28 protein-coding genes are annotated in these 26,362 nt (G+C 53.8%); 15 read left to right on the top strand and 13 right to left on the bottom strand.

Going from position 1 to position 26,362, the window contains the following annotated elements; translation table 11 throughout:
• The first annotated feature begins 61 nt into the window (after positions 1–61).
• Positions 62–1,843, top strand: a complete 1,782-nt coding sequence (locus tag AAC086_RS10075) for a TRAP transporter fused permease subunit (RefSeq protein ID WP_339778385.1) — start codon at positions 62–64, stop codon at positions 1,841–1,843.
• A 109-nt stretch (positions 1,844–1,952) separates the two neighbouring features.
• On the opposite strand, the gene AAC086_RS10070 is transcribed toward AAC086_RS10075, so the two are convergent.
• The 3 genes from AAC086_RS10070 to AAC086_RS10060 all read right to left on the bottom strand — a co-directional run bounded on the left by AAC086_RS10070 (position 1,953) and on the right by AAC086_RS10060 (position 4,751).
• On the bottom strand, positions 1,953–2,138 hold the full coding sequence (locus AAC086_RS10070) for a PLD nuclease N-terminal domain-containing protein (RefSeq protein ID WP_339778384.1): 186 nt from the start codon (positions 2,136–2,138) through the stop codon (positions 1,953–1,955).
• 164 nt (positions 2,139–2,302) lie between these two features.
• Positions 2,303–3,487: an NAD(P)/FAD-dependent oxidoreductase gene (locus tag AAC086_RS10065; protein ID WP_339778383.1), complete on the bottom strand. Its 1,185-nt coding sequence runs from the start codon at positions 3,485–3,487 to the stop codon at positions 2,303–2,305.
• Between the two features lie 166 nt (positions 3,488–3,653).
• The gene (locus AAC086_RS10060) at positions 3,654–4,751 is read right to left on the bottom strand and encodes a GGDEF domain-containing protein (protein ID WP_339778381.1); all 1,098 of its coding nucleotides are present in this window, start codon (positions 4,749–4,751) and stop codon (positions 3,654–3,656) included.
• Between the two features lie 378 nt (positions 4,752–5,129).
• Between AAC086_RS10060 and AAC086_RS10055 the strand changes: the two genes are divergently transcribed.
• Positions 5,130–6,014: a hypothetical protein gene (locus AAC086_RS10055; protein ID WP_339778379.1), complete on the top strand. Its 885-nt coding sequence runs from the start codon at positions 5,130–5,132 to the stop codon at positions 6,012–6,014.
• Positions 6,015–6,098: 84 nt separating this feature from the next.
• Here AAC086_RS10055 and AAC086_RS10050 read toward each other — a convergent pair whose 3' ends face one another.
• Complete coding sequence (locus tag AAC086_RS10050) at positions 6,099–6,773, bottom strand: D-lyxose/D-mannose family sugar isomerase (protein WP_339778378.1); 675 nt, start codon at positions 6,771–6,773, stop codon at positions 6,099–6,101.
• 293 nt (positions 6,774–7,066) lie between these two features.
• On the opposite strand from AAC086_RS10050, the gene AAC086_RS10045 reads away from it, so the two are divergent.
• From AAC086_RS10045 to rlmJ, 3 genes are all read left to right on the top strand, one after another.
• Positions 7,067–7,792, top strand: a complete 726-nt coding sequence (locus AAC086_RS10045; RefSeq protein WP_339778376.1) for an SIMPL domain-containing protein — start codon at positions 7,067–7,069, stop codon at positions 7,790–7,792.
• Positions 7,793–7,936: 144 nt separating this feature from the next.
• Positions 7,937–8,767 carry an rRNA large subunit pseudouridine synthase E gene (locus AAC086_RS10040; RefSeq protein ID WP_339778413.1) on the top strand — a complete coding sequence of 277 codons (831 nt, stop codon included), beginning with the start codon at positions 7,937–7,939 and terminating at the stop codon, positions 8,765–8,767.
• Between the two features lie 6 nt (positions 8,768–8,773).
• The gene (gene rlmJ, locus AAC086_RS10035) at positions 8,774–9,676 is read left to right on the top strand and encodes a 23S rRNA (adenine(2030)-N(6))-methyltransferase RlmJ (protein WP_339778374.1); all 903 of its coding nucleotides are present in this window, start codon (positions 8,774–8,776) and stop codon (positions 9,674–9,676) included.
• 72 nt (positions 9,677–9,748) lie between these two features.
• Here rlmJ and AAC086_RS10030 read toward each other — a convergent pair whose 3' ends face one another.
• Both AAC086_RS10030 and AAC086_RS10025 read right to left on the bottom strand, forming a co-directional pair.
• Positions 9,749–10,453, bottom strand: a complete 705-nt coding sequence (locus AAC086_RS10030) for a ChrR family anti-sigma-E factor (protein WP_339778372.1) — start codon at positions 10,451–10,453, stop codon at positions 9,749–9,751.
• Positions 10,450–11,040, bottom strand: a complete 591-nt coding sequence (locus tag AAC086_RS10025) for a sigma-70 family RNA polymerase sigma factor (protein WP_339778371.1) — start codon at positions 11,038–11,040, stop codon at positions 10,450–10,452. The genes AAC086_RS10030 and AAC086_RS10025 overlap by 4 nt, the downstream gene beginning before the upstream one ends.
• Before the next feature lie 233 nt (positions 11,041–11,273).
• On the opposite strand from AAC086_RS10025, the gene AAC086_RS10020 reads away from it, so the two are divergent.
• From AAC086_RS10020 to AAC086_RS10000, 5 genes are read left to right on the top strand one after another with little or no spacing between them, the layout of a single operon-like run.
• On the top strand, positions 11,274–12,605 hold the full coding sequence (locus AAC086_RS10020) for an FAD-dependent oxidoreductase (RefSeq protein WP_339778370.1): 1,332 nt from the start codon (positions 11,274–11,276) through the stop codon (positions 12,603–12,605).
• Positions 12,606–13,466, top strand: coding sequence for a DUF1365 family protein (locus tag AAC086_RS10015; RefSeq protein WP_339778369.1), 861 nt, complete (start codon positions 12,606–12,608; stop codon positions 13,464–13,466).
• A 5-nt stretch (positions 13,467–13,471) separates the two neighbouring features.
• Positions 13,472–14,746 (top strand): cyclopropane-fatty-acyl-phospholipid synthase family protein, encoded by a 1,275-nt coding sequence (locus tag AAC086_RS10010; RefSeq protein ID WP_339778368.1) that lies wholly within the window; start codon positions 13,472–13,474, stop codon positions 14,744–14,746.
• A gap of 47 nt (positions 14,747–14,793) precedes the next feature.
• A complete protein-coding gene (locus tag AAC086_RS10005) occupies positions 14,794–16,176 on the top strand; it encodes an MFS transporter (RefSeq protein WP_339778366.1) in 1,383 nt (460 codons plus the stop codon).
• A 31-nt stretch (positions 16,177–16,207) separates the two neighbouring features.
• Positions 16,208–16,762: a DUF3833 domain-containing protein gene (locus AAC086_RS10000; RefSeq protein ID WP_339778364.1), complete on the top strand. Its 555-nt coding sequence runs from the start codon at positions 16,208–16,210 to the stop codon at positions 16,760–16,762.
• On the opposite strand, the gene AAC086_RS09995 is transcribed toward AAC086_RS10000, so the two are convergent.
• Genes AAC086_RS09995 through AAC086_RS09985 form a run of 3 tightly spaced genes read right to left on the bottom strand, consistent with a single transcriptional unit; the run spans position 16,728 to position 18,795 of the window.
• Positions 16,728–17,177, bottom strand: coding sequence for a nuclear transport factor 2 family protein (locus tag AAC086_RS09995; RefSeq protein WP_339778363.1), 450 nt, complete (start codon positions 17,175–17,177; stop codon positions 16,728–16,730). The genes AAC086_RS10000 and AAC086_RS09995 overlap by 35 nt on opposite strands.
• Positions 17,174–17,947, bottom strand: coding sequence for an SDR family NAD(P)-dependent oxidoreductase (locus AAC086_RS09990; protein ID WP_339778361.1), 774 nt, complete (start codon positions 17,945–17,947; stop codon positions 17,174–17,176). Before AAC086_RS09990 ends, AAC086_RS09995 begins: the two co-directional genes overlap by 4 nt.
• Positions 17,944–18,795 carry a DUF6134 family protein gene (locus AAC086_RS09985; protein WP_339778360.1) on the bottom strand — a complete coding sequence of 284 codons (852 nt, stop codon included), beginning with the start codon at positions 18,793–18,795 and terminating at the stop codon, positions 17,944–17,946. Before AAC086_RS09985 ends, AAC086_RS09990 begins: the two co-directional genes overlap by 4 nt.
• Positions 18,796–18,945: 150 nt before the next feature.
• Between AAC086_RS09985 and AAC086_RS09980 the strand changes: the two genes are divergently transcribed.
• Positions 18,946–19,737: an RNA pseudouridine synthase gene (locus AAC086_RS09980; RefSeq protein WP_339778358.1), complete on the top strand. Its 792-nt coding sequence runs from the start codon at positions 18,946–18,948 to the stop codon at positions 19,735–19,737.
• Here the strand turns inward: AAC086_RS09980 and AAC086_RS09975 are convergent.
• Positions 19,663–20,589, bottom strand: a complete 927-nt coding sequence (locus AAC086_RS09975; RefSeq protein WP_339778356.1) for an AEC family transporter — start codon at positions 20,587–20,589, stop codon at positions 19,663–19,665. The genes AAC086_RS09980 and AAC086_RS09975 overlap by 75 nt on opposite strands.
• Before the next feature lie 318 nt (positions 20,590–20,907).
• Here AAC086_RS09975 and msrA point away from each other — a divergent pair, with 318 nt between their 5' ends.
• A complete protein-coding gene (gene msrA / locus AAC086_RS09970; RefSeq protein ID WP_339778354.1) occupies positions 20,908–21,612 on the top strand; it encodes a peptide-methionine (S)-S-oxide reductase MsrA in 705 nt (234 codons plus the stop codon).
• A gap of 15 nt (positions 21,613–21,627) precedes the next feature.
• Here msrA and AAC086_RS09965 read toward each other — a convergent pair whose 3' ends face one another.
• Positions 21,628–22,074, bottom strand: coding sequence for a MarR family transcriptional regulator (locus AAC086_RS09965; protein WP_339778353.1), 447 nt, complete (start codon positions 22,072–22,074; stop codon positions 21,628–21,630).
• 127 nt (positions 22,075–22,201) lie between these two features.
• On the opposite strand from AAC086_RS09965, the gene AAC086_RS09960 reads away from it, so the two are divergent.
• Positions 22,202–22,336 carry a hypothetical protein gene (locus AAC086_RS09960; RefSeq protein ID WP_339778352.1) on the top strand — a complete coding sequence of 45 codons (135 nt, stop codon included), beginning with the start codon at positions 22,202–22,204 and terminating at the stop codon, positions 22,334–22,336.
• 34 nt (positions 22,337–22,370) lie between these two features.
• Complete coding sequence (locus tag AAC086_RS09955) at positions 22,371–23,408, top strand: alpha/beta hydrolase (RefSeq protein WP_339778350.1); 1,038 nt, start codon at positions 22,371–22,373, stop codon at positions 23,406–23,408.
• 77 nt (positions 23,409–23,485) lie between these two features.
• On the opposite strand, the gene AAC086_RS09950 is transcribed toward AAC086_RS09955, so the two are convergent.
• Complete coding sequence (locus AAC086_RS09950) at positions 23,486–23,932, bottom strand: methylglyoxal synthase (protein ID WP_339778349.1); 447 nt, start codon at positions 23,930–23,932, stop codon at positions 23,486–23,488.
• 86 nt (positions 23,933–24,018) lie between these two features.
• On the opposite strand from AAC086_RS09950, the gene AAC086_RS09945 reads away from it, so the two are divergent.
• Positions 24,019–25,302 (top strand): glycosyl hydrolase family 8, encoded by a 1,284-nt coding sequence (locus AAC086_RS09945; RefSeq protein ID WP_339778347.1) that lies wholly within the window; start codon positions 24,019–24,021, stop codon positions 25,300–25,302.
• A 36-nt stretch (positions 25,303–25,338) separates the two neighbouring features.
• On the opposite strand, the gene AAC086_RS09940 is transcribed toward AAC086_RS09945, so the two are convergent.
• Positions 25,339–26,277 (bottom strand): LysR family transcriptional regulator, encoded by a 939-nt coding sequence (locus AAC086_RS09940; RefSeq protein WP_339778345.1) that lies wholly within the window; start codon positions 26,275–26,277, stop codon positions 25,339–25,341.
• Between the last annotated feature and the right edge of the window lie 85 nt (positions 26,278–26,362).

Raw genomic sequence — 26,362 nt, 5'->3', positions numbered from 1 at the left:
CTGCCCTTGTGGCCCGGTGTGCCTGTTTGAGTTGCGCCGGGCCTTCTGTTTCAGGAATATCATGCAATCTGCTTCCCATCCGGGCCTTGCCCGCCCGGTCTGGATCGCCCTTGGGGCTGTATCCATCGTATTTCATCTATGGCTGATTTTTTCCGGCCTTGTCCCCAATCTGGTAAGCCGCCCGTTGCATATGGCGCTGGCCTTGCCATGGGCGCTGATTTTTGTTGCCAAAACACCCTGGCAAAAAATCAGCGGTATGGTTCTGACGGCCATCGGTTTGTTTGGCTGTGGCTGGATCGCGCTGCATCACAGCGAACTTTCCGACCAATATGGATTTTTGGCGGATAACTTCCAGATCATTGTCTCACTGGCCGTTTTGCTGATTGTGCTGGAAATGGCGCGCCGTGCCATTGGCTGGCCTTTGCCGCTGGTGGCATCGCTTGCGCTGGCATACGGGTTTTGGGGGCAATATATCCCCGGCGAGTTTGGTCATGGCGGTTTGCCGGTTGAAAGCATGCTGGGAACGCTGACCATTGCCGAAGGTGGTTTGTGGGGCAGCCTGACCGGCGTTTCGGTCAGCATTGTTGCGATTTTTGTGATTTTTGGCGCGGTTTTGAATGCGGGTGAAGCCGGGCAGGGCTTTATGAATGTGGCAGGTGCCGCAGCAGGACGCTTGCGCGGCGGGGCGGCCAAGGTGTCGGTTATTTCATCGGCTTTGTTTGGCTCCATTTCGGGCTCTGCCTCGGCCAATGTGGCGTCAACCGGGGCCATTACCCTGCCTGCGATGACGCGGCTGGGCTACCCTAAACGCCTTGCTGCTGCGGTCGAGGCGGTGGCGTCATCGGGCGGGCAGATCATGCCGCCTTTGATGGGGGCCGGGGCCTTTGTGATGGTGGAACTGACTGGCCATCCCTATTCTGAAATTATGGTGGCCGCACTGCCGCCAGCGATTTTGTATTTTCTGGCCGTCTGGATTGGCATTAATGCCTATGCCGGGCGGTATGATTTGCCCGGCCTGCCCGATGAAGACCGACCCACATTGCGCGCTGTGGTCATTACCTCGGCCTTTTTCCTGGTACCGTTCACGGTGTTGCTATGGGGTATGTTTGGCGGTGGCTATACCCCGCAATATGCGGCCTGCATCGCCCTTCTGGTTGGGGCGGGGTTGCTGTTTTTTGATGCCGGTCTCACGTTTGATTTACAGCGCAGCCGTGATCGTTTCATTGATGTGTGCCTGAATGCCGGGCGGCAAATTTCCATGATCGCCTCGATCATTCTGTGTGCTTCCATCGTGATCGGCGTTTTGGGCCTGACCGGGCTGGGCGTGAAAATCACCTCGCTGTTGCTGTCGGGCTCGGGTGGCATGTTGTGGCCTGCCTTGTTGTTAACGGCTATCGCGTGTCTGGTGCTGGGCATGGAAGTGCCGACCACGGCGGCCTATGTGATTTGCGTATCGGTGGCGGGGCCTGCCCTTGGCGAACTGGGGCTTGATCCGTTGCAGGCGCATTTGTTTGTGTTCTGGTTTGCATTGCTTTCAACCATTACGCCGCCGGTGTGCGGGGCGGTATTCATTGCCGCCGGCATGGTCGAGGAAAACTGGCTGAAGGTCGCAGGAACGGCAATGTCGTTGGGGGTCGGGTTGTATCTGGTGCCTTTGGCGATGGTCGCCAATCCGTCGCTCATTGCGCTTGCCAGCCATCCGATGCTGGCGATGGCGGCGACGGTTAAGGTTGCTGTTGGCCTGGGGGCCATTTCATATGGCATCATATCGCCCCGGCCTGCGGCCATCCGTTTGCTGTTGATGGCGGCTGGGGCGCTGGTTGTTTTTTCTTTTGGTCTTTAACCAGGAATAGAAGACAGAAACAAGACGCGAAAATGAAAAAGACGACTGCCCGAAAGGACGGTCGTCTTTTTACTTGGGCGGAAACTGTATTATCGCAAGGTTCGTTAAACTACGCCCGGCCGCTGCGCGGACCGGCAAAGAACCAGATGATCAAGCCAATTAGCGGCAGGACCAGAATAAGGATCGTCCATAAAATTTTTGAGCCGGTGCTTGCGCCACTGCCAAACACATTAATAATTGCCCAAATGTCGGCAATCAGAATGATAACGCCTAAGATACCACCAAATCCTGTCATGATCGGACCTCGTCTGTTGTTTGTTTTGGTGGGAGCCACCATTGTTTTCTTAACAATTGATAGAGAAACGTCGGCAGACCTTTAATGTTCCGGTGGCGTTGTTTGACCGGGGCAAAATATACGTCAGGATAAGGTGGGAAGAGGTGCGTTTAAACCTTGGTTGTTTACACAACCTGCCCGGCACACCAGCCTGATGACCAGGCCCATTGGAAGTTAAACCCGCCCAGATGGCCGGTAACATCAACAACTTCACCAATGAAATAAAGCCCCGGTGCTTTGCGGCTTTCCATGGTTTGCGAGGATAATTCACGGGTATCAACCCCGCCCAGTGTTACCTCGGCGGTGCGGTATCCTTCGCTGCCTTGCGGGGCGATTTGCCATTGATTGACATCACCTGCCAGTTTGCGCAGGGCCTTGTCGCCGGTTTCGCCAATCGGGCGTTCGAGGCCGTGACGGGCGGTAATATAGTGCGCTAGCCGGTTGGGCAGCATGCGTGACAGCACGTTATGCACCATCTGTTTTGGTGTTTCTTCCTTGGCCGATTTTAACAGCTCAAACGCATCCTGTTCCGGGTTCAGGTTGATTTGGATGGTTTCGGCTTCGCGCCAGTAGGATGAAATTTGCAAAATCGACGGGCCGCTGAGACCGCGATGGGTAAACAGCAACCCTTCGCGAAAGCGGGTTTTTTGGTGGGCGACGACGGCATCCACCGAAATACCGGCCATTTGGCCCAGATCGGCGCGGGTGTCAGGGTCGAATGTCAACGGAACAAGGGCCGCACGGGTGGGGATAATTTCAAGACCGAACTGGCGGGCAATCTGATAGCCAAAGCCGGTTGCCCCGATTTTCGGGATCGATAAACCGCCACAGGCAACCACCAGCGACTGGCAGTGCCAGCGCGCACCGCTGAGTGATGTGACGATATATCCGCCATCCGGGGCCGCTTCAATTTCCTTGATGCTGGTGGACAGTTTGATATCGACATCCACATCTTCACATTCATAAAGCAGCATATCAATGATCTGAAATGCACTTTCATCGCAAAAAAGCTGACCCAGGGTTTTTTCATGCCAGCCGATATTGTGGCGATCCACCAGGGCGATGAAATCGTGCTGGGTGTAGCGTTTAAGGGCCGAGACGCAGAAACGTTTGTTTTGTGAAATGTAGTTTTCCGGTTTGGCATGCAGATTGGTGAAATTGCAGCGCCCGCCCCCGGAAATCCGGATTTTTTCTGCCGGTTGGTCTGCGTGATCAATTACCATAACGGACCGGCCACGATTGCCGGCTTCGATGGCGCACATCAGACCTGCCGCACCGGCACCAATAACGATTACATCGAGGTTTTTCACGGCCGTTCAATTCTTTTCTGTCATGACATAAATGGAAACGGCCTGCTTATAAGCTGAAAATGTCTGCCTGTCAGCCTTTGCGCCCGGTCTTGATCGCGATTGCGATAAAACAGCCCGGCCAATCGTCACGGCGCGTTGCCTTTATCTGATGGCGGCAAAATCGTTATCAGGCGGTAATGCTTTTGGGGTGCTTTGATTTGTCATCCCGGGTCAGGCTTGGCTCTGCGGCATGGCTTTTTTGCGCAACCGGGATTTCACTGACCGCAACGTCCTTTGGGGCTTCTTCCTTCAGGGCATCTTCGGTTACGACGCAGTTCCGCCCTTTTTGTTTGGCCAGATAAAGGGCCTGATCGGCACGCTGTATCAAGTGGCCTAGCGGTTCGCCATAATCAAAACAGCCAATGCCGATGGATATCGTGATCCGGTCAATGGCCGATCCGTCAATTTCACTGATAACGTCTTGTTGCGGGACATTCTGGCAAATGATCTGCGCCAGCTGGCGCGCATTCTTCATGTCGGTACGGGGCAGAATGACTGAAAATTCTTCACCACCATACCGGGCGGCGGTATCGCGACCCTTGATATTGTTGCGCAATGTCTGGGCCAGCAAGCGGATAACCTGATCGCCGGTCTGGTGGCCATACGTGTCGTTGAACTGTTTGAAATGATCAACATCAATCATGAGCAAACACAGCGGTGTGCCGGTTTCCATCGCTTCCATTGCGCGGTTGCGCAATTGCAGGTCAAACATTTTGCGATTGGCAATGCCGGTTAACGGGTCGGTCATGGCTTCGCGGCGCATTTCTTCCAGATCCTGGCGCAGGCGTGAAATTTCCGATGATTCGACATCGCTTTTTGTTGCCGGTTTGGCTTCAAATTCGGTTGCTGCGCCAGCAGTCAGGCCACCATCATCTTCATGTGCCAGTGATGCGTTTGCCATATGAGGCGGGTGCGCATCAATCAGGCGTGTATGTAAGGGCTGGTTTTGCAACATGCCCGGCACATGGTTGGCCGTCACCGGGTTAAAGGCCTGCGAGCCAAAAAAACGTTCACATAAATAATGGCACCGCAACACATCAAATTCCTGATGGTTGGAGCGCAAAATGTCGATCGTCTGGGTCAGTTCGGCGCTGGTGCCTGACAAATAGTGGTAAAACAGGGCATAATTTGATGGCGTCGGCGCAATATCCAGGCTCGAAAGCAGCGCAACGGTTTCCCGCGCGATCTTGCGTGCCTTTCTTGCGGCGTCGACATGTTCATTCATCAGTCGCGATGTCCTGAGTGTGTTCTGCATAATGGGATAAAAAAAGCAGTTTTCGTAACAGAAGCCCGGATCAGGGACGGTTTTCAGAAGCGATGACGGGAAAACAGAGACACGTTTGCTGTTGAACGACGCTCACATGATTAAAGATCACAAATATAATAATTCCCATCCTTTGTATAGGTGCCCGGCACCCCGTTTCGTCTTGATTTGGGTCAAAATTACCGAAAAGGTTTGATCTGTCTAAAAATCAGGCAATTATAATCGTGATAAACAGTCTAATATGATACTGACAAATTAAAAATAACAACCGGGAGGCGTAGGGTGTTTTTACCTGTTCGTGTAAAAATAACAATGTTGGTGACATTAATCGGACTGGTCGTGGCGGTCCCTGTCTTTGCACAACAGCCCCGCGACGATTCTGGTGCCGAGTCCCTCCCCCGGATGGTTGATGTGCGCAAGGTTACTGCTGAAGAACGCAGCAATCTGCCGCCCTTGATGGAACGCTATTTGTTAGATGAAATAAAATCCCTGCGCACAGATATGCAGGGAATGCGCACCGACCTGATGCGCGAAGTGGTCAATCGTCAACTAGAGGCAATTGACAAGGCGATCAGCTATTCGTCGAATACGGTGACCTATTTCTTTTATTTTGTTGCCGCTGTGGGAGCCTTGCTGACCATGCTGGGCTGGCAGTCGCTGCGCGAACTTAAATCCAGTGTGCGCTCGCTGGCCCATACAGAACTGCGCCGCCTGTCAGACGAATTTGAAACACGGTTAAGCGCGCTGGAAGAAGAATTGCGCCTGAAAAGTCAGGTGATTAACGAAAACCAGCGCCAGATCGAACGCACCCAAAGCCTGCATGCTTACTGGTTGCAGGCCAATCAGGTGACCAACCCGCGATCCAAGATCGAGATTTATGACCGGATGCTGGAAATGGCACCCGGCGACCCGGAAGTGATGGCTTATAAGGCCGATGCAGCCTTGATGCTGGGCGAACGCGACTGGGCGCTAAGCCTGTGTAACCGGCTGTTGGCTGAAGCCCCCGAAAGTGCCAATGGCCATTATCAGCGTGCGTGCGCGAATGCCGGGCTTGGTTTTCGCGAGGCCGCCCTGGCCGATTTGCACCGCGCTGTTGAATTGTCAGATGCCATGCGCCAACCCGCGTGGTCGGAAGTGGAGTTTGAAAGCCTGCGCGAAATGCCCGAATTTGCCGAAATACTGGGGCCGCGCAGCGAAACTGAAGGATCGCGCCCGGCGGAATAGGTTTATCTTTTCCGGCCAGTAAACGACAAAACACCACCCGGCACAGGCGCGGGCGGTGTTTTGCATTTTAAAGCAAACCGGTGCTTATTTTCCCAATTCGTTCCATAGCGGGTGGATCGGGGCTTCGTCTTCGTCAATTTTGGTGAAACGGGCATCGGTATCGAAGAAATAGTTATCGGCCAGATCGTCATTGACCTGTGAAACTTCGCCGACAATGACGGCACCCTTGCCTTCTTCGCCGTAAAAGCGATGCACCATGGTGCGCGGCAGGGTAACACTTTGGCCGGGTTCAAGAACAAGCTTGCCACCGGCAGGCAGAATGTTCAGTTTGCCATCGGTGCGGACATGAACGTCGCTGTCCTTGTCCATTTCGCCGTCTGTCGTCAGGTTATAAAGCTCTACCACCAGGTTGCCGCCACCGCGCACGATGATGTCTTCCATCTTGACCTTGTGATAGTGCCACGGGCATTCCTGGTTTTCGCCCACAATCATGATCTTTTCGGCATAGGGAACTTCGCCTGGCTGGCGCAAAATGCCATTGCGCAGGCAAAACAGGATCAGCCCGCGTTTCGCAAAGCGGCCTTCGCCGTAATCGGTCACGTCCCAGCCCATCTGGTGGTTGTTGCACCATTTTGCCAGGTCGGGCTGTTTGTCCCATTCTTCTGGTGAAAAATGTGCCCATTCGGGCAGGCGAAAAGAAATCGAATTGTAAAGTTCCTTGGCGTGCAAAATGCAGGCATTGATTTCTGAGCGGCGCATAAAGGCAGTCCCCCGAAGTTTGGTGTGCAACACGGAATGGCCGTTTCGGGCGGCATCATCCGCAGAAAGGATGCGTGGTTTTAACATGGTCAACAGGTTTGTGCGACGAGAATTTGAATGCATTCAAGGGCAGGAAAACTGCAACCAAAATTTGACCATTATTTGTGGGTCTAGTCACCATAGGGAATCTGCCCGGTGGTACCAAAATTTGACCGGGTGGCGCAGTATTTGCCTTTGTCGATCAACGGTCCGGGGCGGTGTGGCTTTGGGCAAAACAGGAAACGGACAGAAAAATGGGTAAAGTTTCAGGTGTCATTGCCGCCTTGTTGGTTGCGGTCGGGCTTATCGGTGCGGGGGCGATGGTGGGGCGGGGCATTGTCAATATGCGTGCGCTGGATCGCTATGTCACCGTCAAAGGGTTGGCGGAACAGGATGTAAAGGCCGATCGGGCCGTGTGGCCCATTACTTTTGTTGCCACCGACGATGTTTTGCAAACGGCCCAGAAGAAAATCGAGGACGATACCGAAATTCTGCAAAAGTTCCTCGAAACCCATGGGATTTCGCGCGATCAGACTGAACTGCAAAATTTGCAGGTTACCGATCAATTGGCCCAAAGTTACCGTTCCGGCCCGGTCGAAAGCCGTTATATTGTCAGCCAGACCGTGCAGGTCCGCTCTGATGATGTCGAAGCCGTGGCAAAGGCATCGCAGGATATTGGCAAGTTGTTGCAAAATGGCATTGTTTTGGGCGGGCAGGGCTATAATGCCGGGCCAAGTTATATGTTTACCAAACTAAACGACATCAAACCGGAAATGATCGCCAGGGCAACCGCCAATGCGCGCGAAAGCGGGCAGCAATTTGCCAAGGATTCTGGCGGTAAACTGGGAGGCATTCGCCGGGCAACCCAGGGCCTGTTTCAAATTCTGGCAGCCGATGGTGCGCCAAATATGCAGGAATCCAACCAGATCAATAAAACCGTTCGGGTTGTGACGACGATGGAATATCTGCTTGAGGACTAGTTCAAACCGGTATTTTGGGTCTATTGCCCTGTTTTGTGCCCGCTTGGCTCTGGTCAGTTTGCACTGGCAATCCGGGGTGGGGCGGGCGTAAAGTTTTATCGCCCGGATTGACTTGTCGGCAAAAAGCGGTTTTATGCGGCGATGATGGCGCGCTTGATTTTACTCAATAAACCCTATGGGGTTCTGACCCAGTTTACCGACCGTGAAAACGGTCGGCAGACTTTGGCTGACTATGTCAATTTGCCCGGTGTTTATGCGGCGGGGCGGTTAGACCGCGATAGCGAAGGCTTGTTATTGTTAACCGATAACGGCCCGTTAAACGCGCAAATCGCCCATCCCAAATATAAAAAAACCAAAACCTATTGGGTGCAGGTAGATGGCGACCCTGATGATGCCGCGCTAGCGGCCCTGCGCAATGGTGTAATGTTAAAGGATGGCATGACATTGCCAGCCCGTGTCCGTCGGATCGACGAACCTGCCGGTTTGTGGGAACGCGACCCGCCGGTAAGGTTTCGCAAATCGATCCCGACAAGCTGGCTGGAACTGACCATTTCCGAAGGCCGTAACCGGCAGGTGCGCCGTATGACCGCTGCGGTGGGCTTTCCAACCTTGCGGCTGGTGCGATATGCCATTGGCGACTGGACGCTGGATGGACTGGTGCCGGGGCAATGGCGCGAAATTGAGGTTGCCGCCCCCAGAGCTGCGCCGTTATCCGGGCCAACTGCGGCACCCCGGTCGGACGATGCGGCAAAAGGCCCGCGCAGGGCGAAAAAACCATCGTTTGCCAACCGGTGCGGTGGGCAGGCTGCGGCACATGGTTCCGTGTACGATGATGCAAAGCCATCGCGGAAGGTCCATCGTACCCGCAGCGCCAGGTCATCAGATTCACCCTCGGATATAACGGGCCAGGACAGTGCCGCGCGGTCGTCGCGCGGGGCGCGCCCATTTAACCGCCGTCGCCCGGTAAAGGATTAATCCATTATGTTAAGTTATTTGCACGGGTTTCACGCCGGAAATTTTGCCGATGTTCATAAACATTCGGCACTGGTGCTGATTTTGGCGCACCTGCAAAAAAAGACCAAGCCGTTCTGCGTGATAGATACCCATGCCGGAGCCGGGTGGTATGATTTAGCCAGTCTTCAGGCGCAAAAAACCGGCGAATGGAAAGGCGGAATTGCTGCGGTGCAGCAAGAACAAAGAGTGCCCGTGGACCTGGTGCCCTATCTGGACCTGATTGAGGATTTTGTGCCAGATAATCGCGGTTTGGGGGTTGAATTTGAAGCCGGTATGGATGGTGATGAAGTGCTGGAGCCGCCGCTTTATTACCCCGGTTCGCCCTTTATTGTGCAAAAAATGCTGCGCGAAGACGACCATTTGTCAGTGATGGAATTACATCCGCGCGAATATGAAACACTGGACCGCCGCCTCTATCATGATCGCCGTGTGACCCTGCAAAAACGGGATGGATATGAGGGGCTGGTGGCGATGGTGCCGCCCCATATTCGGCGCGGACTGGTCTTGATGGACCCCAGCTATGATGTGAAACAGGACTATGCCCGGGCGGCACGGTCGATTATTGCCGCCTATCGGCGCTGGGCAACGGCAACCTATATGCTGTGGTATCCGATCCTGGAAGACGGGTTTGATCACGAATTGCACGATATGTTCCGCCAGATCCCGGCAACGGGTGGTGTTTTATGCAGTGAAATTGCCGCCAGCCATGGCGGTGGCAAGGGGCGGATGCTGGGTTCGGGATTGCTGGTGGTAAATCCGCCTTACCAGTTTGATGCGCAATTGGCCGCAATTGGCGATTGGCTGCGCGATGTGGTGCATTTGCCCGGCCCCGGCGTGCATTATCAAGACTGGTTGGTGAAGGCCCAATAAAAAAGCACCAGCCCCTGATATTGCAGGGCCGGTGCAGTCGGCAAGTTAACGGTTTTAGGCCCAAGCCTGGCTTTACATCCCGATAAAGGGTTGCAGTAATTTGGGTAAAATACTGTTGAATTTAAGCGGCGCGTCGGTCGCGATCAGGCAAATGCAGTCCTCGGCGGTGTCGGCAATCGGTTGGTGGTCGACATCATCGGCCAGATCGGCAACATCTCCGGCGCGAAACCGGCCCACATCATCGATATAAGACCCTTTAAGCAGCAAGGTCATTTCATGGCCGCTATGCCCATGATCGGGAATGCTGGTGCCTGGTGCAATTTTAAGCAATCTTACCGAGCCTTTGGTCTGCACCGATTTTAACGGAAAATGCTTTACGCCCGGTGCCAGTGTGCGCCACGGAATATCTTCCAGCGACAGGATATTGTCGGGCAACAGGTTTGCCAACGGGGTGGGAAGGGATGGCACAGCACTGCCCGTTACACTGCCGCCAACCGCGACCCGGCGCGGGATGGCAGCAGGTTCGACGCGGGCATTTTCATTGGCACTTTCATGCTCGATCATCGCCATAACATGATCCAGCGCGTCGTTGCTCATATCAAGGCTGGCACTGTCATTTAACATGGCCCCGCCGCAGGCTTCAAATTCGGCAACCTTGTTTCGGCACTGGGGGCACAATGTCATATGGGTCGCAATGATCAGTTCCATGGCCTGCGACAACGATCCGCCAGCATAGGCCAGCAGTGTTTCGTGTGTCGGGTGATGTTTGATATTCATGCGACACCTTCCAGTCCGCCGCGCATTTTACCCAGCGCCAGCCGCAAGCGTGATTTTACTGTACCCAACGGAATTTTCAGCCGTTCGGCAATTTCACTGTGCGATATTTCTTCAAAAAACGACAATTCTACGATCACTCTTTGATCCTGCGGAAGCGCGCCCAGGGCAATCTGTATCAGCGCTGCCTGTTCACTTTGATTGACGAGTTCGTCGGCAATCGGGCTTTCGTCGACAATCAATGTCGAGTCTGCGTCATCCACTTCGATATGTTTGCGTTGCCGTAACCGATCAATCCGCAGGTTACGGGCAATGGTAAAAATCCATGTGCTGGCCGCGGCTTTTTGCGGATCAAACAGGTGCGCCTTGCGCCATACCTGCATCATTGATTCCTGGGCGAGTTCTTCGGCCATTTCCTGGGTTCCGGCAAAGCGAAACATATAGGCTTTTACCCGTGGCCCGAAATGGGCGAACAGCCGGGCAAAAGCCGCCCGGTCGCGCGAGGCCGCAACCGCAACGATCCAGTCGGCATACTGACGTGCTTCTTCCGGGTTGGCCGGGACGCGTCGTTTTGTCGCTGTATCGTTCATATGTTTCACTGGCCCTTCATCGGACCGAACCGCGACATTATGCATCATAAGTCGAGATACGGTCTTTGTTTCGTGCTGGATCATCCAGATTCAAAGTTTTGATCACAGGCTGCCTAATTAATTGACGGGCATCGTATTTTTTTGATCCGGATACATGAATTCCACGTAGCTATATGTAATCTATATCAGCAAACCGCAAGCAGGCACAAAGAATGATCAGGTCCGGTTCAAAAATGAAAATCGCTGTTGTTGGTTCCGGCATTTCGGGCCTGTCCGCTGCCTGGCTGTTGTCAAAACAGCATGACGTGACACTGTATGAAAAGGATGACCGCCCCGGTGGGCATTCCAACACGGTTGATGCCAATGGCACCCCGGTTGATACCGGGTTCATTGTTTATAATACGGCAAGTTACCCTAATTTATGTGCCCTGTTTGAGCATTTAAATGTGCCAACCGTGGCAACCGATATGTCGTTTGCCGCATCGCTGGATCACGGGCAGGTTGAATATGGTGGCAGCGACCTTGCCAGCCTGTGTGCGCAAAAGCGCAATTTGTTGCGCCCGGCCTTCTGGGCCATGATCCGCGATATTATGCGCTTTTATCGCGAGGCCCCCCGGGTATTGCAAGATGCCCAAGCCGGTGCGCAAAGCCTGGGCGATTATTTATGTGCCAATCGTTACAGCAAGGCCTTTATTAATGATCATTTATTGCCAATGGGGGCGGCCATCTGGTCGACGCCGGTGGATATGATGTTGGCCTATCCCGTTGCGGCCTTTGTGCGGTTTTGCGACAATCACGGTTTGCTGCAAATAAAAGATCGCCCGCAATGGCGCACTGTTTTGGGCGGATCGCGCGAATATGTGACCCGCATGATGGCGGGCATTGGTACGGTGGTTCTGGACCGCGCCGTGGCCGAAGTTGGCCCCAGCCCAACGGGTGCCTTTGTCCAGGACCGTTATGGTCAGCGCGAAGAATATGACCATGTTATTTTGGCCTGCCATGCCGATCAGGCCCTGGCGGTACAGGCCGAACCCGATGCCGCCGTTGCCCGGTTGTTGGGCGCGTTTCGCTATGAACGCAATCTGGCGATTTTGCACAATGACCCGGCCCTGATGCCAAAGAACCCCAAGGTATGGTCAAGCTGGAATTATCTGCGCCAAACTGTTGGAGCCGAGGAGAAAGTCTGCGTATCCTACTGGATGAACCGGTTGCAGCATATTGATGATAATCAGCCGCTTTTTGTGACGTTGAACCCGCCGGTTGCCCCGCGTGACGGGTCTGTCATTCGATCCTTTCTTTATGATCATCCGGTGTTTGATAACGGGGCAATGGCCGCCCAGCGCATGTTGTGGAACATTCAGGGCACGCAAAATATCTGGTATTGCGGCAGTTACTTTGGCTATGGCTTTCACGAGGACGGTATTCAGTCCGGTCTGGCGGTGGCCGAGGCGGTGGGCGCAGTGCGACGCCCGTGGGATGTGGAAAATGAAAGCGGGCGCATTCATGTATCCCCCCTGTCATCGCACCCGTCATCGCGCCCGCGTGATGACAGCGAGGCGGCATAAATGGCACTTACCCGCCCGGATCACAGGCCGGAAACATATCGGGGATCGGCCCTGTATGAAGGGTTGGTAACCCATCATCGCCTGCGTCCGCGTCAGCACCGGTTGCGTTATCGGGTGGTGTCGTTTCTGTTCGATCTTGATGAAATAGACAGTTTAAGCGACCGGTTGAAACTGTTTAGCCGCAACAGGTTTAACCTGTTTTCGTTTCATGACCGTGATTTTGGCTGTGGTGACGCTAAGGGGGAAGGCGGCAATATTCGCACCCGCATCACACAAATGTTGCGCGAAAACGATTTGGCCGACTGTGCCGCGCGGGTGGATGTTTTGTGTTATCCGCGCATCCTTGGTTTTGTTTTTAATCCGCTCAGCGTTTATTTTTGCTATCGCGAAAACGGCGAACTGGGCGCAATTTTACACGATGTATCGAACACATTTGGCGATCGGCACGGCTATTTGATCCCCGTGACACCGGGCAGCCAGGATGCCAAAGGCATTGTGCATCAGCAATGCGCCAAGGAATTTTATGTTTCCCCGTTTATCGGCATGAAGGCCGATTACCGGTTCCGGATTAAACCGCCACAAAACCGCGTTGCCGTATCGATTGACGAAAGCGATGACGATGGCCTGTTTTTAAATGCGGCCTTTGCTGGCGAGCGGACAAAGCTGACGGATCGCAATCTGTTGGCTGTTTTTATGCGCTATCCGTTGATGACGTTGAAGGTTGTTGCAGGCATTCATTGGGAAGCCCTGCATTTGTGGCGCAAGGGATTTACCTTTCACAAACGTCCATCCCCGCCGCAAAACCGTATCACATTGATTGTTCCCAGCCCGTCTGTCGTCCTTGATGCAGGAAAAAGGTAAAAGCCATGCCTGATCGCTCCCGTTCTAGCTCATTGGTTGTTCGTTCATTATGCGACCGCATTTTACCGCTGATCAGCAGTGTTGTGCGACCTAAAACCGTATTGGAACGGATGCTGGTGCGGGTATTGTCGCATTTGCATTACGGGCGTTTAACGCTGGTGTTGCCCGACGGGCGGACATTGAATTTTACCGGGCAGAAACGGCTTGACCTGCACGCGGTTCTTGATGTGCGTGACTGGCGGGCCATTCGCAAACTGGCAACCGGCGGCGATCTGGCCTTTGCCGAAGCCTATATCGATGGTGAATGGCGCAGCCCCGATTTAACCTGTTTGATGCAGCTTGCCATTTTAAATGAACCCATTGTTCAGGCGCGCTTTGCCGCAGGTATGATTTCGCGTCTGGTGCACCGCCTGGCCCATTTGCGCAATACCAATACCATTGAAGGATCACGGCGTAATATTTCCTATCATTATGATCTGGGGAACGAATTTTACCGCCTGTGGCTGGACCCGGGCATGACATATTCCGCCGCCCTGTATGAACATGACGAACAGAAGCTGGCCGACGCCCAAACCGCCAAATATAACCGTATTTGCGAATTGGCCGAGCTTTTGCCGCACGAGAAAGTTCTGGAAGTCGGCTGTGGCTGGGGCGGGTTTGCCGAAATTGCGGCGCAAAATTATGATTGTTATGTCGATGGTTTAACCCTGTCGCAAGAACAGCTTTCCTATGCGCAGCAGCGCCTGAATGCTGCCGGGCTGGCGGGTAAAACCAACCTGATGCTGCGTGATTATCGCCATCAGGATGGCCAGTATGACAAACTGGTATCCATCGAAATGTTTGAAGCCGTCGGCGAAGAACACTGGCCTGCCTATTTTGAAATGATCCGTAACCGCCTGCGCCCCGGTGGCAAGGCTGTTTTACAAATTATTACCATCGAAGAAGACCGGTTTGAGGGCTATCGTGAAGGGGCTGATTTTATTCAGCGTTATATTTTCCCCGGCGGTATGTTGCCATCGCCAACTGCCCTGAACAAAGCGGTGTTGGCGGCGGGGCTGGAAGTGCAGCATTCGGAATTTTTCGGCCAATCCTATGCCCGGACCCTGAGCGAATGGCAGCGCGATTTTCAACATGCCTGGGAAACCATCGCCAAGCAGGGGTTTGACCAACGTTTCAAACGCATGTGGGAATATTACCTGTCTTATTGCCAAACCGGGTTTGAAGCCGGAACCATTGATGTCGGCCTGTTTGTGATTGGTCATGGCAGGCAGAACGCTTAGGGCGTGAAACGATAAGGTTGGCACAAGCGCGAAGGGGGCCATTTTAAATGATACGTCAAAACCGCCCGTTTCCGGCATTTATGTATGCGTTGCCAGCCCTGGCGGCTGCTATTCCCACTATTCCGGCCTATGTTTTACTGCCCAGCCTGTATGGCGATACGCTAGGGTTGGGCCTTACCCTGACCGGGTTGGTGTTTTTCGCCATCCGTTTGATTGACATGATTACGGACCCGCTGGTGGGGTATTTGTCGGATCGAAGCCAGTCGCGTAAGCCATGGGTGGGCGCAGGGGCGGTTATTGCCGGTATTGGCATCTGGTTTGTGTTTAATCCGCCCTTGCATCCCTCGGCCTTTTATCTGTTTGGCTGGGCCAGTGTGCTGTTTATCGGCTGGACAATGTTTCAGGTGCCTTACCTGGCCTGGGGGGTCGAGCTTTCGGGCGATTATAAACAGCGCAGTCAGATCAGTGCCCTGCGCGAAGGGGCCGGGGTGATCGGCATTTTGTGTGCCGGGGGCGTGCCGGTTATGCTGGCTGTGAACGGGCCTTTGGAACAGACCAGCCTTTTGGCAACGGTAACGATTGTTTTGGGTGCGGTGACGGTACCGTGCCTCATGTTGTTTGTACCCGATATGCTGCGCAACATGGCAGGACGTGCGCGCGCGGGCGCGGTGAGATCTCAGGCCGGAAGCGGGGATATGCGTGCTTCTGTCCCGTCGCCCTCGCAATGGGCCGGGTTGTGGCAGAACCGCTTGTTTGTACGCCTGTTAGGCGCCTGGTTGATAAACGGGCTGGCCAACGGGCTGCCGGCGGTGTGTTTTCCGTTATTTGTCAAATACGGGCTCGGGCTGGGGCAGGAAGATCAGAATATTTTGATCCTGATCTATTTTGCCTGTGCGGTGGTGGCCATGCCGGTGTGGGTTGGGGCAAGTGGGGCGATTGGAAAGCACCGGGTATGGTGTGGTGCCATGATCGTGGCAATTGTTGCCTTTGCCTTTGTCCCGGTGTTGGGTGTTGGCGATTTCGCTGGCTTTGCTGTTATTTGTGCGCTGACCGGCGCCGCATTGGGGGCGGACATGGCCTTGCCCCCCGCCATTCAGGCCGATGTCGATGACTGGGATCGTTACCGGTTTGGTAAACGCCGCACCGGCCTTTTATTTGCGCTGTGGAATATGACCAACAAACTGGCCATGGCGGTGGCCGCCGGGGTGGCGTTTCCGATCCTTGGTTATCTGGGGCTGACAGATGTGTCATCTACAGCCGCAAATGGCACAAACCCCGACGATACGCTGGCAATGTTGATGCTGCTGGTGATCTATGCGCTGATCCCCATCGTATTGAAAATAATGGCGGTTGTTATGATGTGGCGGTTCCCGCTTGATGCCCGTCACCAGTCTGCCCTGCGTCGGCGCTTGAACCGTCGTACGTTCTGATCTTTGCCAATTTATCAAAGGGAATAACGACATGTTGCGGTTAGGGTTGGCTTTTTTGATGGTTGTTTTTGTCAGTGGATGCGGGGCGATGAAGCCACAGGATTTTGAAAATAAAGAACCCGTTTTCGATGTGTTTTCCTATTTTCAGGGGCACAGTCGGGCATGGGGCATATTTGAAGACAGGTTCGGAACCTTGCGCCGTCAATTTACGGTCGACATTAACGGAACGGTCAATGACGGGGTTTTAACCCTGACCGAAGATTTCCTTTATGATGATGGTGAAAAAGATCAGCGGGTGTGGAAAATTCGCAAAACCGCCGATCATGAATATGAAGGTACGTTTGACGAAATTGTCGGCACGGCCAGGGGTGTTCAATATGGCAATGCCTTGAACTGGAATTATGTCATGGACCTGAAGGTCGGTGATGGCACCTGGCGCGTCCGTTTTGATGACTGGATGTTTTTGCAGCCCAACGGGGTTTTGGTTAACCGCGCCCATGTCAGCAAATGGGGCGTGGAAATTGGCGAAATTTCGCTGTTTTTTGCCAAACCTAATGTGCCACTTTTTTCGCAAGCCGCCGAATAAACCAGCCTAAAACCGGGATTTTGGCGTAAAATTTGCTGCCTGAATCCCAATGATCGGTATGGCTGGCAATCAGGGTGCCGTCGGCGTTAAAGGTGACTTCCGACATGCCAATAAAGTTCCATTGGCCGATAACCGGAATATTTGCTGAAAAATGCCAGCGTAAAAACCCCATATCGGTGCTGATCATGTGGTGGCTGATGATAAATTTGGCATCTTCGGCGTCTTCAAACATTTTACCCATATAGGCACACAGGGCATCCTGGCCGTTGAGGGTGGTGAACGGGTCGGTAAAGCAGATGTCGGGCGTGGTTACAGCGCGCAGGGCATCAAGTGTGCCGGGCGTTAACCTGGCATAAACATCGGCATAGTTTTGCAGGGCCTTGATCCGGGGATCATCCTGGTTTTGGGTATTCATTTTTGCATCACCCGTTCAATCATTTTGAAATACCAGCTATAGGGCAAAATACGGCCAATTTTAAGCTGGCGGACAAAGGGCGGCGGAAAGGCAATTTCGAAATCATTGTTTTTGCATAAGCCGTTATAGATAAAGTTTGCCGCCTGTTGGGGTGTTTCCAAATAGGGCATGTCAAAATCGTTTTTGTCCGTCAGGCGGGTTTTGACAAAACCGGGGTTAATCACCCGTATGATCACGCCACTGCCGGTCAGTTCTTCGCGCAGGGTTTCACACAAATTGATCAGGGCCGCCTTGGTTGGGCCATAGGCACCTGCCTTGGGCAAACCGCGATAGCCCGCCACCGATGCGGTAATGGCAATTTCGCCGTGCCCACGGGCGCGCATTTTGCGCAATAACGGGTCCAGGCAATTGACCGCGCCCTGATAATTAACCGCAACATGTTTGGCGATGGTATCGCGGGAAAATTCACTTACCGGCATCGGGGTGTAAAATCCGGCGCAATAAATCACCAGATCGGGCAGGCCATAATCAGTTTCGATCAGATCTAACGCCAGATCAACCGATGACGGGTCTGCCACATCGCAAGGTACGGCAAAAATGCGCGGGCTTGCCAGGGCCATTTCCTCTAATGCTTTTTGCGAGCGGGCGGAAATGACCAGGTGTCTGGTGGTGTTTTCGTCGGTCTCGGTGGTAAATTTTTGCACAATTGCGGCACCGATCCCTGCCGATGCGCCGATAACCCAAATGGTCTGCCAGCTTTTGTTTTTCATCGCGGGGCCTTTGTTATTTGGGTGCAGGTCAGGCAACGATAGACAATTTGCGAGCCGTCCCGCGCCTTGAAGGCCAGCCGGACCCAGCGCCCGTCGGCATCGTACCAGGCATCGGTAAGCAATTCGCCGTCATATTGAATATGGGTTGCGTCCATGCGGGCTTTACCGCCATTGCCTGCAACGATTTTTTCAATGCCCATATTACGAATGTTTATTTTATTGGGTCGCCCGGTGATGGTGTTTAACAGCTGTGTTTGCCCCAGAACGCCGCAATGCCAGTGATTGGTGGGAAATATTCCTGCTGGCAGGCTAAATTTGCCATCGGGTCCGGTGGCAACCAGCGTGTTGCGCGTGCTGTCATAGCGGGCCTTCAGGCTGGTTTTATCGCCATCATCGTCAACAGCGACGGCAAGTTTCATTAACCGGTTATTTTGCCACAGGCTTTCGGACCGATAATCAAACTTATAGGCGGAAAAACCCAGAAAAGAGATGTTGATCATGCTTTCGGCGATGACCTGAATGCCATCCTTGCCGGTATGAAATTGCAGTTTATGCATCCCCACCGGGGACCCTTCGCGGCGGATTTGAAAGTTCCATTCATGCCCGCCATACAGGGCAACCGGATCAATATCGGTGCAGTTTGCCCCAGGCAGGATAGATTGCGGGGCTGGGCGCGCGGTGGTGTCGTTTGCGGAGGCCGCCGTACCGTTCGCATGGGCAAGCGCCGAAAAACAAAAAACCGGCAAGATGGCAAGTTTTGCCACCGTCCGCATAAAACGCGACCTTATGGGCCTGGCCGGGGATGCTTTTTGCAGGCCAGAGTCGCTTTCATCACGGGGGCGATTCATTGATTTGGTCCCAGGCGCTGTTGTTATTGTGGCATAATCCATATATTCCCTACGAAGTTTTAAGGATGCCGGATCAATCCCCGTCAGGGTTTGTCCGGTTTTGCTTGCTCGTTTGTTTGTTAATTTGCCCCGTCAGGAAGTGACTGTTTTATGGCCCATCCCATTGCCGAAGACCTGATCGCCTGTGTTTTGCACCGCGATTCAAATGTGATTATTCTCAACAAGCCGCCGGGGCTGGCATCGCACGGGGGGCCAAAAACCTATTTTCACGTTGATGCCTATTTGCCCGATCTGACGTTTGGCATTGCCTCTATCCCGACCCTGGCCCACCGGCTGGACCGCGATACGGCAGGATGTTTGCTGTTATGCCGCCATGCCAAGTCATCGAAAAAAATCACCCGGCTGTTTACCGAAAAGAAAATCGACAAGGCCTATTGGGCGGTGGTGCGTGGTACCGTGCCCGATGATCATGGCTTTATTGATGCGCCAATTGCCAAGTTTAATGATGAAAGCGGCTGGCGTATGGTGGTTGATGATAGCGGCCAGGAATCACGCACCGAATACCGGGTGCTGGGCCGTGCAGAGGGCATGACATGGCTGGAACTGGTCCCCCATACCGGGCGGACCCACCAGTTACGTGTGCATTTGGACCATATCGGTTTCCCCGTGATTGGCGACCCGTTTTATGGCACCGGCAAGGCCCCTGTTTTTGGGGCCCCGCCCACCTTGCATTTGTTATCACGGCGGATTGTGGTGCCGTTTCACGCCGAACGCGACCCGATTGTGGTCGATGCCCCGCCGCCCGAACTGATGCGCGATGCATTGGTCGCCTGTGGCTATGACGGCGATTTTGCCCCGCACCGGGCCTCAATTGACAGTCAGTATGGCGGCGATAACGGAAATGGTGAAGGCGGAGAACAAGGTTTCGATGGTGACGATTGAGGCCATGACATCGGCATCGCCCCCTAATTGCCGGGCCAGGATATAGGCATTCCCGGCGCACGGCATAGCCGAATATAAAACCCCCATTGCCAGCACCATGCCGTTAATACCGGCAAGGTGCAGGGCAATGCCGGTGATTAACGGCAGCAAGGCCAGTTTGACCACATTGCTAAAGGCGATTGCGCCCAGCGAATGGCGGTCGAGCACAAATTTAAGCCCCGCCCCAACCGACAGCAGGCTCAGCGGCAGGGCCGCAGTTTTAAGCAGGGATGCGGTGTTTTCAATCGGCAACGGGATGTGAATGTTGGCGATGTTTAAAACCGCCCCGGCCCCGGCGGCCAGAATGATGGGGTTTTTGGCCAGCCCCATGGCAATGCGTTTAAAATTGCCGCCCCGGCCATTAAGGGCATTTAGCACAACCACAGCCAGAATATTGGTGACAATCACCATCACGGCAATAAACACAATCGCCAGTGCCAGCCCGTCGCGGCCAAACAGCGCTTCGGCAACGGCTAATAAAACATAACTGTTATAGCGGACCGATCCCTGAAATATCGAGGTAAAGAGCGGCGTGTTTTTGGTGATGACACGGCGAAATATCAACATGATGGCGGCGAGCACCAATGTGGCTGCCATGGTGATGACAACGGCGGTGCCGGCATGGCCGGTGCTGAAATCGGCATGGTAAATGCCGATCATTAACAGGGCCGGTAACAGTAAATAATATGTCAACCGGTCAATTCCCGCCCAAACCTCGCCACTTTGGATCAGGTATTTTTTCAGGATTGCGCCAACAATGATGGCAGCAAAGATCGGAAAAATGGCGGCGATCAGGTCATAGGCGAGTTGCATGGGGCGGTCGCATCAGTTTGATGTGGGGCACTGGATAGGGCAGGCCGACTGGTGAATGGCCTGCCAGTAAAGAATACATGAATTCAGAACCTTGTCGCATCATCAAGGCGATAATTCATCGGGATGCAGATATGCCCGTTTCGCAAAGATGCTTAACCGCTTGGATTGAGAGTGCTGCGGGCGACCCGGCATGTCGCGTGGCATTCACACACACTTGAATTTTCCCGGCGTATTTGCGGCTGGACAAATCGCCATTACGAGATCAATTTAATTATCGTCATATTTATTATGTTGATAATTAAATTGGATGATACAAAGATGTTCAGGAACAGAACAGGCTGGAAGGTTTTAAGCGCAGGCGCGCTTGTGCTGGCGGCGATTGCGGTTGTTGTGATCCGCAATGCACCGGCCATCAGCAAACCGGTACTGATCCCGCCGCCGGTCACGGATATCGAGGATCGGGGCAGTTCCCAAACGGCGGTTTTTGCCGGGGGATGTTTTTGGGGCATGCAGGGCATTTTCCAGCATGTCACGGGCGTGACGCGGGTTGTGTCGGGCTATATCGGTGGCGGTGCCAAAACCGCGACCTATGAGCAGACCGAAACCGGGCGAACCGGCCATGCTGAAGCCGTTCAGGTGGTTTTTGACCCGAATGTGGTGAGTTATGGGCAGCTGTTACAGATCTTCTTCTCGGTCGCACATGACCCGACACAGCTTGACCGGCAGGGGCAGGATGTTGGCACCCAGTATCGTTCCGCCATTTTCCCGACCGATGACGCGCAGGGCAAAGTCAGCCATGACTATATTGCGCAACTGGACGGGGCCCGGGTTTTTGGCAGCAAAATTGCCACACGCATCGAACCGGGAAAGGTTTTTTACCCGGCCGAGGCCTATCACCAGAACTATCTTTATAACCATCTGACACAGCCCTATATCGCGCTGTTCGAGCAGCCCAAAATCGACAAGTTCAAAGAGGTTTTCCCCGAGCTTTATCGCGACGAGCCGGTGCTTTTGATCAACTGACAGGTTGCGGGATGATCAGCCCTGTTCTGCCGATGTGATCAGGTTGTCGCGAAGCTTTGCAATTGCCTTTTGCAGCATCCTGAACTCATCGGCAGAAAGGCCGGATGCCGCTACGGTTTTCGCACCAAATCCCAACCCCTTTTCGCGCAGAAGGCGGCCTTCTTCGGTCAGGCTGACAAGAACGCTGCGTTCGTCATGAATGTCACGGGTGCGGGTGACATAACCCATTGCTTCAAGACGTTTAACCATCGGGGTAATCGTGCTGGGTTCCAGGAACAGTTTTTCGCTCAGACTTTTGATCGACTGACCGTCTTTTTCCGACAGGGTGATGATGGTGATGTATTGCGGATAGGTCAGGCCAAGCTGTTCAAGAACCGGTCTGTAAACCTGTGAATAGGCGAGGTTGGTCGAATAGACCGTGAAGCACATGAAGTCGGCCAACCTGGCAGTATCTGATCGCATGTCCGGTTTCTCCCTCTGATCACAATTAATTTATCAAGATAATGATTATGATCAAACAAAAAATGGTTGCGTCCAATTTAATTATCGTAATAATATTTATCAAGATAATTAAATAAGGAGAAGCAGGATGCGCAAAATGGTGATTGTGCTGGCGGTGGCTGCGCTCGCCGCGTGGCCATGCGCGTGGGACACCGACCCGCAGGACATTGCAAACATGTCGCTTTTCCCGACCGCCTCTACATCAACCGGTATTGGCCGCTAGATTCCAGGCGGCAGACATTACAGGAAACCCCAAAATGACTGACAACACCCCTGTTGAACCGATCAACAAAAACCGGCGAAGTCTGATCCTTTCGGCGACTGCGGCCCTTGCGGCAAGCCAGTTTGTGACGTTCGGAAACAGTGCCAAAGCGGCAATCGCAGGCACCATTCCCGACGCGTTCACCGCCCTGCACACCGTCATCGCAGGCGACTTGAAAATCGCCTATGCGGAAATGGGGCCGAAGGACGGCAGGCCGGTCCTGCTGGTGCATGGCTGGCCCTATGACATCTTCAGCTTTGCCGAGGTCGCACCACGCCTTGCCGATGCCCGATACCGGGTGATTGTGCCCTATCTGCGGGGTTATGGCGCGACACGTTTCGTTTCCGCCGACACCGTCCGAAATGCGCAGCAATCGGTTTTTGCGGTTGATATGATTGCCCTGATGGATGCGCTTGGCATTGCAAGTGCCATTGTCGGTGGCTTTGACTGGGGCGCGCGGACCGTAAATATCATGGCGGCCCTTTGGCCGGAACGCTGTCAGGCGATGGTATCGGTCAGCGGCTATTTGATCGGAAGCCAGGCGGGGAATCAGATGCCGTTGCCACCCAAGGCCGAACTGGCATGGTGGTATCAGTTTTATTTCGCGACCGAGCGCGGGCGCATCGGCTATGAAACCAACCGCGATGACTTCAACAGACTGATCTGGAAACTGGCATCGCCGCAATGGGATTTTGACGACGTGACATTCGCGCGCACGGCCCAATCATTTGAAAACCCCGATCATGCGGAAATCGTCATTCACAATTACCGCTGGCGTTTGGGTACGGCCACGGGCGAGGCAAAATATAACGCGCTTGAAGCAAAACTTGCCACCATGCCGGTGATTAATATTCCGACAATAACGCTTGAAGGCGCGGCAAATGGCGCGCCCCATCCGGCACCCGAAGCTTATGCCAATAAATTTTCCGGCAAATACCGGCATCGGACGCTTGCGGGCAAGATCGGGCACAACCTGCCACAGGAAGCGCCGAATGACTTTGCCGATGCCATCCTTGAAGTTGCCAGCTGGTAGCGGCGGGTGACCGCTCAAGGAGGTTTGCAGCGCATTTCTGGATGGTATTTTTACGATCCCGGAATGCGCGCGCCGGTTCAGACCTTGCGATTGGTGTAATCGGCAAAATCCTGTTCGGGGGAATGGCCGCGATAAAGCTCGCAGATTTCCTCGAATTTCGGGTTGCTGATTAAAAGGTCGGCGGTGCTGCGATTGCATGCAATCGGCACTTCATACATGTTTGCCAACCGGATCAAGGCGCGCACATCAACATCGTGGGGTTGGGGTGTCATCGGATCGGTAAAGAAAAACATGGCCTGTATTTCGCCCTGCGCAATCATGGAACCCAGTTGTTGATCGCCGCCAAACGGGCCACTTTTCAAGGGAAAAATATCAAGATCGGGAAAGCGTTCCAAAAGCACGCGGCCGGTGGTGCCGGTGGCAAATATGCGGGCAGTGGCAAACTGGTGCTTGTGGGTTTCCAGCCAGTCAGCCATTTCGCGTTTGCGACGGTCGTGGGCGACAAGTCCGATTGATAAAGTCATGGCAAAGCTCCAAAGACAGGATAATAATGTTTATTAAGCATATAATGAGCCAGATGGTCACGCGGGATTGCAGATAAAGGGGTTAAATGAAAGCCGATTTTAACCGCAATTTTGCGATGGCGATGATCATAACCGGTGCCTTCATTGTTTCTGGCCGTGGTCTGATCGCAGGCGCGCAGGCGGCCGAGACGGCCCTGCGTCCTTTTCCCCAGCATCAATCCTATGGCACTGGTGCGCTGTTTCCGTCGCGCTGGCCCGCAGAAGAACGCGACGCGGATGTTGTGGAATTTTACCAGCAATGGAAAGCCGATTATGTGCGCAAGGTTGAAGGCGCAAACGGCGATGCCCCGCAATACCGGGTGACCTTTGGTCATGATCAAGCCGGGCGCACCGTGTCGGAAGGGCAGGGATATGGCATGATCATCACCGCCCTGATGGCCGGGGCGGACCGCGATGCCACCACCGATGCCAAGGCCCTGTTTGATGGCATGTGGCGCTTTGCCCGGCAATGGCCAAGCGATGGAGACCCGCGCCTGATGGGATGGCAAATTCCGCCAGACCCCAAGGGAAACGACAATGCTTTTGATGGTGATGCCGACATTGCCTTCGCCCTGTTATTAGCCGCAGATCAGTGGCAGGACCCGGCTTATTTGCAGGCTGCGCGCGATGTGATTGCGGGACTTGCAGAAAGCACAATTGGACCGGACAGTTTGTTGCCTTTGCTGGGCGACTGGGTGGTTCCGAACGGCGCGGAATATGATCAATGGGGAACGCGCCCGTCAGATTTTATGCCCGGTCATTTTGCCGCCTTTGGTCGGGCAACGGGTGATCTGCTTTGGGCGAAGGTGCGAAATCGGGTGCTTGATGTTGCCAGCGCGCTGCAACAGGAGGTTTCGCCGCGGACCGGGTTGCTGCCCGATTTTGTCCTTGTCGAACCCGATGGCACCGTCCATGCCGCGCCGCCGAACTATCTGGAGGGGTATTATGATGGTGCATATTATTTTAATGCAGCCCGCGTGCCCTGGCGCTTGGCCAGCGATGCCTTGTTGGAACATGATCCAAAGGCTGCAACCATTGCCCGACATATGGCAAGGTGGATGCGCATACGGGTTAAAGGCGACCCGGGCAAAATTCAGTCCGGATATTTGCTAAGCGGGTTACCGCTTCCCTATGAAACCGAAAACAGTACCTTGTTTGTTGCGCCAATGGCGGTGGCATCCATGTTGCTGCCTGATGGGCAGGAATGGCTGAATGATATGTATGCCAATATCCGCGACCGTCATATGGACTATTACGAGGATAGCGTGACGTTACTGTGTTTGTTGGTGTTGTCAGGGAATTTCTGGTCGCCGTCGGGCGCGTTGGAATAATTTACGTTTGGGTCATATATGGCTTGAACGCGGTTTTCAGGTGTCGCTGGTGGGCCATGTGCCCGCATGGATTAGATCGGCGCTGATATGTTGCATTTCCTCAACCACGCGGGCGACGACCGGGTTTTGCATTTTGATACGGCGAATACCCAGCGAAACCTGCCGTGAAAGACTGGGTTCAAGTGGAATGGCACGAACGGTTTTTTGTGCCAGTTCGTCGGTTACGGCACATTTTGCCAAAAGCCCAAATCCTTCGCCTGCGGCAATCAGTTTTACCAGATGTGTACTGGCGTCAATTTCCATCCGAATGTCCAAACCTTTGCCCGATGCAGCAAAGGCTTCGGCCTTGCCACGGATGCCGTGAATGCGTGAGGGCAGGATCAGGGGGAATTTATACAGATTGTGGGGGGTTATATGGTTCGGCGCGCTTTTTAAAAGGTTGGAATTACCGATCAGGAACAGGTCTTCCTTGCACAGGGGCAGGCAGACGATTTCGGGGATGGAAACCCGATCAAACGTCACCGCAACATCAAGATTGCCGTCTTGAAGCCAGTTCCATAAATAACCGGAAAAGGTTTCAACAACCCGCAGGGAAACCTTGGGTAGGCATTTTCGCAAATGCTTGATCAGCGGTACGGCCAGAACCATCGAGGTTGCTGCGGGCAGTCCAATGGCAACCTCGCCTTCGGGGTCGGAACTGGTGGTGCCGATTTCTTCAAGGGTGGCTTCTGCGATGCCCAGCATTTCATAGGCACTTTTAAGCAGGACGCGCCCGGCGGCAGTGGGGACTGACCCGCGCGCATGGCGTGTTAAAATCGGCACACCCAGATCATCCTCGATTTTCTTGATCATGGTGCTTAATGCAGGCTGCGCAATGCCCAGACGATGAGATGCCTTGCTAAGACTGCCTTCTTCGCAAATCGCAACAAATGCGGCCAATCGTGGCAGGTTTAGAAGATGTTGGGCCTGTTTCATCTGTGTTCTGCCGCTGACATATAACTTTTATGTATGGGTGATTTGAAATTATATATTACTCTTTTAATGGGTGCGGTGCTAGCGT

This window comes from uncultured Thalassospira sp. (assembly GCF_963976115.1).
Lineage (GTDB): Bacteria > Pseudomonadota > Alphaproteobacteria > Rhodospirillales > Thalassospiraceae > Thalassospira.
Note: the sequence above shows the minus strand (reverse complement) of the source record. Positions and strands in the feature narration are given on the sequence as shown.